The following is an 8,008-nucleotide window of genomic DNA, read 5'->3' on the forward strand; positions in this document are numbered from 1 at the left end:
CAGCGCCCACAGCGCGGGCCAGGGGCTGCGGGTCGCGGTGCGGGCCGTGTCAGTCGAAGTCACCCGGCAACGCTACTCCTGCCCGCCGACGTCGGCGCACCTCCGTCATCCGCTCCTGCGTGGTGGGAAGATGGGTGCGTGAGCGAAGCACAGAGCATCCCCGGCTGGCGGCACCTGTATTCCGGCAAGGTCCGCGACCTGTACGCGTCGGAAGACCCGGCCGACACCCGCATCCTCGTCGTCGCCAGCGACCGGGTGAGCGCGTTCGACTTCGTGCTCTCCCCCGGCATCCCGCACAAGGGCGAGCTGCTCACCCAGCTGAGCGACTGGTGGTTCGACCAGCTCTCGGACGTGCCCAACCACCTCGCGGAGGGCGAGATCCCGGATGCCGTGGCGGGGCGCGCCATGCTCGCGATGGCACTCGAGATCCTGCCGATCGAGTGCGTCGTGCGCGGATACATCACCGGCACCGGGTGGGCCGAGTACGCGGCGCACGGCACCGTGTGCGGCATCCCGCTGCCCGCAGGCCTGCAGAACGGCGACCGCCTTCCGGAGCCCCTGTTCACCCCCGCCTACAAGGCCCCGCTCGGCGAGCATGACGAGAATATCACCTTCGAGCGCGTGGTCGAGCTGGTCGGTGCGGAGCGCGCCGACCAGCTGCGCGACGCGTCGCTGTCGCTGTACCGTCGCGCCGCGGAGATCGCGGAGCAGAAGGGCCTGATCCTCGCCGACACGAAGTTCGAGTTCGGGGTGGATGCCGACGGCATCCTGCGCCTGGCCGACGAGGTGCTCACCAGCGACTCGTCCCGCTACTGGGACGCCGCGGCCTGGGCATCCGGCACGACACCGGAAGAGCGGATGGCGAGCTTCGACAAGCAGATCGTCCGCGACTGGCTGGCGACCAACTGGGACCGGCAGGGCGAGCCGCCGGCGCTGCCCGCCGAGATCGTCGAGCAGACCGCCGACCGGTACCGCGCGCTCATCGGCCGCCTGACGGCCTGACCCGCCACCACTTCGGGGGCCGACACTCCAGATGTCGGCCCGATTCACGGAAACCGTCCGACATCTGGAGTGTCGGCCCCCGTTTCGTCGCACGCCGGATGCCNNGGCATCCGGGGCGGTAGGGTTTCCTCGGCCCTGATCCCGACTCCCGAGGAGCCCCCATGCCGCTGTGGAACATCCACGGCAACGGTCGCACTGTCGCGCCCGGCGCCGTCGTCCGCCCCGAAGAGCGCCTGAACTGGCCGGCGACCATCGCGATCGGCGTGCAGCACGTCGTCGCCATGTTCGGTGCGACGTTCCTCGTTCCGATCATCACCGGCTTCCCCGTGCCGACCACGCTGCTGTTCAGCGGCATCGGAACGATCCTGTTCCTGCTGATCACGCGCAACAAGCTCCCCAGCTACCTCGGATCCTCGTTCGCCTTCATCGCCCCGGTCACCGCCGCCACGGCATCGGCGGGCATGGGCTCGGCGCTCGCGGGCATCGTCGCGGTCGGCGTGCTGCTGGCCCTCATCGGCGTCGTCGTGCACACGGTGGGCGTGCACTGGGTCGACCGCTTCCTGCCGCCCGTGCTCGCCGGCACCATCGTCGCGCTGATCGGATTCAACCTCGCCGGCGCTGCGCGCGGCAACTACGAGCAGGCGCCGATCACGGCGACCTTCACCCTCGCGATCACCATCCTGTTCGCCGTGGTGTTCCGCGGATTCCTCGGCCGCATCTCGATCTTCCTCGGCGTGATCGCCGGATACGTCTTCGCGGCGATCCGGGGGGAGCTCGACTTCAGCAAGGTCGAGGCGGCCGACTGGATCGGCTTCCCGACGTTCCACCTGCCCGACTTCGCGACCCCGGGCACCTGGTCGGCGATGGCGATGTTCCTTCCCGTCGTGCTCGTGCTGATCGCCGAGAACGTGGGACACGTGCGCGGCGTGGCCACCATGGTCGAGGACCCCGCGATCAACAAGCAGACGGGCAAGGCGCTCATCGCCGACGGCATCTCGACCTCGCTCGCCGGCTTCTTCGGCGGTTCGGGAACCACCACGTACGGCGAGAACATCGGCGTCATGGCATCCACCCGCGTCTACTCGACCGCCGCGTACTGGGTGGCCGGCATCACCGCCATCCTGCTCAGCATGTCGCCCAAGTTCGGCGCGGTCATCAACTCGGTGCCCGCCGGCGTGCTCGGCGGCATCACCACCGCCCTGTACGGACTGATCGGCGTCATCGGCATCAAGATCTGGGTCGACAACCGCGTCGACTTCTCGCGCCCGGTCAACCAGTACACCGCCGCGGTCGGCCTGATCGTCGCGGTCGGCGGGTTCATGATCAAGGATCCGGAGTCGGGCTTCGAGCTCGGCGGAATCGTGCTGGCGACGATCGGCGCGATCCTCATCTACCACCTCGGCAACCTCATCGCGCGACTGCGCGGCTCGGGCGCCGACGACCCGAAGCCGCTCGCCGGCGTCGGCGCTCCGGGCGGTGACCCGGCCTGACGCGGGCAGCGGCCCTCACCGGGCGCAGGAGAGCACGCGAGCGCAGGTGCATTCCCCGGGGAATCCACCTGCGCTCGCGTGTTCTCCTGTTCTGGGGCGTCCGGCACGGCTGCTGAGCGCTCCTCCCCCGGGTCTGTCAAGGCCCCGCGGGGCATCCGGTCTGGGCGGTATCGTCGGCGCATGCTCGACGTCACACCTCTCGCTGACCTCGCCCGACGCCGCGATCTGCGCGTCGCGGTCGCCGAATCGTTGACCTCCGGGGCTCTCGCCAGTGCCATCGGCGCAGGCCCCGAGGCGAGCACCTGGTTCGGCGGCGGCATCGTCGCTTACCTGCCGGAGGTGAAGGAGCGCGTGCTGGGGTTCCCGGCCGATCAGGACCCGACCTCCGCCGAATGCGCGGAGCAGCTGGCCCGAGGCGCCCGTGAACTGTTCGACGCAGACCTGTGTGTCTCGACGACCGGGGTCGGTGGTCCGGATGCCGAAGACGGGCATCCCGCGGGGACCGTGTTCCTCGGATGGGCGACGCGCGACGAGGCCGGGCACCGCAGGCTCGACCTGGACGGCGAGCCCGAGGACGTGCTCGAAGCGACCGTCGAGGCGGCTGTCGAGCTGCTGTTCTCGCGCGCCGGCCGCGTGGAGCGCGCCGGTCGGGCGTAGCGCGCCGGTTCGGGCGCAGCGCCGGTTCGGTGGGAGACGCGGGAGGTCTCTGCCGAAACGGCGCGGACGCGGCGCGTCGCGTTTCACCACGCCGTCTCTCGAGACGGATGGTCAGTGATTCACGTCGCCACGCGGAAGCGGATGCGCACTCCGGGCGACAGCTGAGCGGCCAGATCGCGCGCGGCATCGGTCAGGGCGCCGATGATCGGATAGCCACCCGTGGTCGGATGATCGGGCCCGAACACCACGGGCTGGCCGTCGGCCGGCACCTGGATCGCTCCGTCCACCACCCCCTCGCTGGGCAGTTCGTCGAGGATCGCGCGCTCGAGCGGCCGCTCGCCGTGCAGTCGCATGCCGACCCGGTCGGAGCGCGCCGTGACCGTCCATTCCTGCTCGCCGAGCAGGCGCACCGCGGTCGCCGTGAACCAGTCGCGCCGGGGGCCGAGCGTGATGTCGAGCACGACGAGGCCGCCCGCCGCAGGCAGCTCGCGCGGCAGCGGCGCAGGCTCGACCGCGTTCGGCGCGGCGTCTCCCAGCGGCACCATATCGCCCGCTCGCAGCGGCGCCGGACCGATGCCCGAGAGAGTGTCGGTCGAACGGCTGCCCAGCTCTGCCGGCATCCGGATGCCCCCGCGCACCGCGATCGTGAACCGCAGCCCGCACATGGGTGCCCCGATGTGCAGCTCGTCGCCGTCGGCGACGGCGAACGGAACGCCGTGCCCGATGCGGCGGGTGGCACCGCCGGCGCCGGTCACCGCGAGTTCGCCCTCGGCCCCTGTGATGACCGCGACCCCGGCACCGTGGAAGCGGACGGCGGACGGCCCGATGCCCTCGAGAACCGCTGCCTCGGGCGCGTTGCCGACGGCGCGGTTCGCGTCTCGCATGGCGATCCGGTCGGCAGCTCCGGATGCCGGCACGCCGAGCGCCGCAAGGCCGGGGCGGCCCCGATCCTGCACGAGCAGCTGCAGCCCCGGGTTCAGCACCTCGAGCGCGGGCGCGGGAACCGGCGGACCGTTCGGACCGGCATCCGCGTGCCGCACGCCGACGCTCCGCTCTGCGGCTGAAGCATCCGACGTCCCCGACACCACGGCCGACCTCGCAGCCGACACCGCAACCCGATCAGCGGTGACGAAACGCACGCGAGCGCCGGGCACCAGCAGGGCGGGTGGGTCGCGGTGCACATCCCACATCACGGCATCCGTCGTGCCGATCAGCTGCCAGCCGCCCGGAGTCTCCCGCGGATACACCCCGCTGAACCGGCCGGCGAGAGCCACCGACCCCGCGGGCACGCGGGTGCGCGGCGACGGGCGACGCGGCACGTCGAACAGCGGGTCGTCGCCGACGAGGTAGCCGAAGCCGGGGGCGAAGCCCGAGAACGCGACCGTCCAGTGTGCGGCGCCGTGCCGGCGCACGAGCTCGTCGACAGAGACGCCGAGCAGTCTCGCCGTGTCCGCGAGGTCGTCGCCGTCGTATCGGACGGGCACGACCACCTCCGGCGCCGCTACGAGCTGGACCTGGTCCGCACGGGTCGCCGAAAGCGCGGAGGCCAGCTCCGCCGCCGATGTCACCAGCGGATCGAACCGCACGAGCACGGTGCGCGCCCCCGGCACCCGCTCGATCACCCCCGGCACGCCGGCCCAAGCGCGATGCATGCGCATCGCCTCGTCGAGGTCGGCGCACTCGACGAGCACCGCCCGATCCGACGCCGTCAGCACCCGCATGCGCTCACCCGCTCAGACCACGACGAACGGGGCGGTCGCGATGCCGGCCCCCTGCAGCATCCGCTTCGTCTCCGCGGCCATCGCGACCGATCCGGGACTGTCGCCGTGCACGCAGATCGACTGCGCGTCGACGCGCACGTCGGTGCCGTCGACCGCCCGCACGACACCCGACTCGATCAAGCGCACCATCCGCCGCGCCACGACGGAGGGGTCGTGCAGGACGGCCCCCGGCTGCGTGCGCGGAACGAGGGTGCCGTCGGGCAGGTAGCCCCGATCGGCGAAGGCTTCGGCGGCCGTTCGCAGTCCCGCGTCCGCGGCGATGTCGAGCACCACCCCGCCGGCCAGCCCCAGCATCACCAGCGCCGGGTCGACGGCGCGCACGGCCGCGACCACAGCCCGGGCCTGTCGTTCGTCACGCGCGATCGTGTTGTACAGCGCCCCGTGCGGCTTGACGTAGGCGACCCGGCCGCCGACGGCCGCGGCGAGGGCCATCAGGGCGCCCAGCTGGTATTCGACCTCGGCCTGCAGCGTGCGGGACTCGGGCTCGAGCGACGTGCGCCCGAAGTTCTCGCGGTCACGGTACGCGGGGTGCGCGCCGATCGCGACCCCGTTCGCCACGGCAGCGGCAAGCGTGTCGCGGATGCCCTCGGCGCTGCCGGCGTGGAAGCCGCACGACACGTTCGCGCTGGTCACGATCTCGAGCATCGCCGCGTCATCGCTCACCACGCGCTCGGCGGAGTTCTCGCCGAGGTCGGAGTTGAGGTCGATGGATGCCATACCGCCTGTCTACCCAACCCGTGTGCGGCTGTCCATCCGGGGCGCGTGTCAGACGGCGGGTGCCGACCCGCGCACCACGAGCTCGGTGGGCAGGATCGTCAGCGCCTCGGGCCGCCTGCCCGCCAGCAGGTCGACCACCATGTCTGCGAGCATCTCCCCCTGCGCGAACATCGGCTGGCGCACGCTGGTGAGGTCGGTCGACTCGGCCACCCGGGAGTCGTCGAAGCCGACGATCGCGACGTCGTCCGGCACCCGCAGCCCCGCCGCGCGCAGCACGCCGAGCGCACCGCGGGCCATCAGATCGCTCGCCACGAACATCGCGTCCGGCTGCTCGTCGCGCTGCAGCAGCAGACGCGCGGCCTCTGCCCCGCCGTGCTCGCTGAAGTCGCCGTCGATCTCGCCGACGCTCTGCAGGCCGGCATCCGCCAGCGCCGCGAGGAACCCGTCGCGGCGGTCTGCGCTCACCGCCATCGTCATCGTGCCCGTGATGGTCGCGATCCGCCGACGGCCGAGCGCGATGAGGTGCTCGGTCGCGGCGCGGGCCGCGGCCACGTTGTCGACGTCGACGATGATGTCGCTCTCGCGCGTCACGGCCGGCCGCCCGCCGAACACGACGGGCACGGCTTCTGCGATGCGCTCGATGAACGAGTCGCTGGCGTGGTGCGACACGATGATCGCGGCATCCACCCCGCCGTTGCGCACGAAGCGCGTCATCTTGCCGTCGGGGTCGTCGCTCGCGATCAGCAGGTTGAGGATGTACTCCGACTCGGCCAGGCGCGAGCTGATCCCCGCGACGACGGATGCCAGGAACGGATCGCCGAAGAACCGGGTGGTGTCCTCGGGGACGACGAGTCCGATCGCGTGGGTCTGCCGGCTGGCGAGCGAGCGGGCCGCACGATTCGGGGCGTAGCCGAGCTGGGCGATGGCATCCTGCACGGCCGCGAGCGCCTCGGCGCTGACCGACGTCGATCCGTTGACGACCCTGGACACCGTCGAGCGCGACACTCCGGCGAGTGCGGCGACCTCTTCGATCGTGGCTCGGGGCATCAGGGTGCGTGCTTTCGGGAATGCGTGTCGGCTGGGTCGGTGCGCAGCGTCACTCACCGACCGGTGTGCGCGGCGATGATGCGAGCGTACTCCGCACCGCTCTGCTTGATCGTGCGCTGCTGCGTCTCGTAGTCCACGCGCACGATGCCGAAGCGCTTCTGGTATCCCCACGCCCACTCGTAGTTGTCCAGCAGCGACCAGTAGAAGTAGCCGCGCACGTCGACGCCCTGCTCGATGGCGTCCAGCGTGGCCGCGACGTGCGCACGCAGGAATTCGGTGCGCTCGACGTCGGCGACCTCGCCGTCGGGGCCCACCTGGTCGTCGTAGGCGGCACCGTTCTCGGTGACGTACAGCGGCACATCGCCGGCGTAGTCGTTCGCGACGCGCACGAGCAGACGGGTGAGACCCTCGGGCTGCACCTCCCAGTCCATCCCGGTGCGCGGCAGGCCGCGCTCGACCCAGTAGATGCCTTCCTTGGAGGGGAACGGCGAGCGCGTCTCGCGCTGCTGGCCCTCCGTCTGGTGCGGGTCGCCCCCGCCGGGCTGCGGATGTCCGGACAGCAGCTCTCCGTGGTAGTAGTTCACGCCCAGCGCGTCGAGCGGAGTCGAGATGATGTCGAGGTCGCCGGGCTGCACGGCTGCCTGCCACTCGGCGACCGCGGCCGGGTCGACCTCGCGGAAGTCGCGCACGATGTCGGCCGGGTACTCGGCATGGAAGATCGGGCTGAGGAACCAGCCGTTGAACTGCCCGTCGATGCGGCGGGCGGCATCGACGTCGAGCGGATCGTCGACGTCGGCGGGATCGGCGACCGTGAGGTTGAGGGTGATGCCGAGGTCGAGCGACGCGTCGCGCTCGCGCAGCGCCTGCACGGCGCGACCGTGCGAGAGCAGCAGGTGATGCGAGGCGAGAAGGCCGTCGCGGATGCTCGTGCGCCCTGGCGCGTGCACGCCCGCGGTGTACGAGAGGAACGACGAGCACCACGGCTCGTTCATGGTGGTCCAGTGCTGCACGCGGTCGCCGAGCACGTCGTGCACGCTGAGCGCGTAGTCGGTGAAGCGCTCGGCGATGTCGCGATCGGTCCAGCCGCCGAGCTCTTCGAGCGCCTGCGGCATGTCCCAGTGGTGCAGGGTGAGCCACGGCACGATGTCGGCCTCGAGCAGCTCGTCGACCAGACGGCTGTAGAAGTCGAGGCCCTTCGCGTTGACCGGGCCGCCGTCGGGACGCACCCGCGACCAGGAGGTCGAGAATCGGTACGTCTGCAGCCCGAGCCGCTTCATCAGCGCGACGTCGTCGGCCTGTCTCTTATACACATCT

The 8,008-nt window shown here is 71.4% G+C and carries 7 protein-coding genes; 3 read left to right on the forward strand and 4 right to left on the reverse strand.

The annotated features are described in order from the left end of the window. The first annotated feature begins 138 nt into the window (after positions 1-138). The 3 genes from BFN01_RS14660 (at position 139) to BFN01_RS14670 (ending at position 3,149) form a co-directional block, all read left to right on the forward strand. Positions 139-1,002, forward strand: coding sequence for a phosphoribosylaminoimidazolesuccinocarboxamide synthase (locus tag BFN01_RS14660; RefSeq protein ID WP_071645060.1), 864 nt, complete (start codon positions 139-141; stop codon positions 1,000-1,002). 161 nt (positions 1,003-1,163) lie between these two features. After that, entirely contained in the window at positions 1,164-2,492 is a 1,329-nt protein-coding gene (locus tag BFN01_RS14665) for a uracil-xanthine permease family protein (RefSeq protein WP_071645061.1), read from the forward strand. Between the two features lie 180 nt (positions 2,493-2,672). Further along, positions 2,673-3,149 (forward strand): CinA family protein, encoded by a 477-nt coding sequence (locus BFN01_RS14670; protein ID WP_071645062.1) that lies wholly within the window; start codon positions 2,673-2,675, stop codon positions 3,147-3,149. Between the two features lie 119 nt (positions 3,150-3,268). Here BFN01_RS14670 and BFN01_RS14675 read toward each other — a convergent pair whose 3' ends face one another. The 4 genes from BFN01_RS14675 to BFN01_RS14690 all read right to left on the reverse strand — a co-directional run. Next, positions 3,269-4,870, reverse strand: coding sequence for an urea amidolyase family protein (locus tag BFN01_RS14675; protein WP_071645063.1), 1,602 nt, complete (start codon positions 4,868-4,870; stop codon positions 3,269-3,271). A 12-nt stretch (positions 4,871-4,882) separates the two neighbouring features. Then, positions 4,883-5,647 (reverse strand): LamB/YcsF family protein, encoded by a 765-nt coding sequence (locus BFN01_RS14680; protein ID WP_071645064.1) that lies wholly within the window; start codon positions 5,645-5,647, stop codon positions 4,883-4,885. 48 nt (positions 5,648-5,695) lie between these two features. Beyond that, positions 5,696-6,694: a LacI family DNA-binding transcriptional regulator gene (locus BFN01_RS14685; protein WP_177243893.1), complete on the reverse strand. Its 999-nt coding sequence runs from the start codon at positions 6,692-6,694 to the stop codon at positions 5,696-5,698. Positions 6,695-6,747: 53 nt separating this feature from the next. Continuing rightward, positions 6,748-8,008, reverse strand: a 1,261-nt coding sequence (locus tag BFN01_RS14690; RefSeq protein WP_143187268.1) for a glycoside hydrolase family 1 protein, incomplete at its 5' end; no start/stop codon positions are given.

The sequence above is a fragment of the Microbacterium sp. AR7-10 genome, assembly GCF_001878835.1.
Taxonomy (GTDB): Bacteria; Actinomycetota; Actinomycetes; order Actinomycetales; family Microbacteriaceae; genus Microbacterium; species Microbacterium commune.